Source organism: Vogesella mureinivorans, from assembly GCF_007644035.1.
GTDB classification, from domain to species: Bacteria; Pseudomonadota; Gammaproteobacteria; order Burkholderiales; family Chromobacteriaceae; genus Vogesella; species Vogesella mureinivorans.
Genome location: NZ_VMTV02000466.1, coordinates 1 through 272, shown reverse-complemented (window position 1 = coordinate 272; position 272 = coordinate 1). Strand labels below are relative to the sequence as shown.

At 44.5% G+C, this 272-nt stretch carries 1 protein-coding gene; it reads right to left on the bottom strand.

Features of this window, described 5'->3' with window-relative positions; all coding sequences use genetic code 11:
* A partial coding sequence (locus FLQ44_RS25590) for a PCRF domain-containing protein (RefSeq protein ID WP_147694621.1) occupies positions 1 to 272 on the bottom strand: 272 nt, incomplete at both ends.

Here is a 272-nt window from a genome sequence, read left to right as displayed (position 1 = left end):
AAAACAGCCACAGTAATGGCAGAGGTATGAACTCTTCCCTGAGATTCTGTTTCAGGGACACGCTGTACACGGTGAACTCCAGATTCAAACTTCATGATTCCGTAAACGCCTTCTCCTTCCACCTTCATGATCAATTCTTTGTACCCTTTTGCAGCTTCATTGGAATCTGTCACTTCATGTCTCCATCCTTTAGCCTTAAAGTACATGGTGTACATTCTGTAGACATCTTCTACGAAAATCGCTGCTTCATCACCTCCGGTACCGGCACGTAA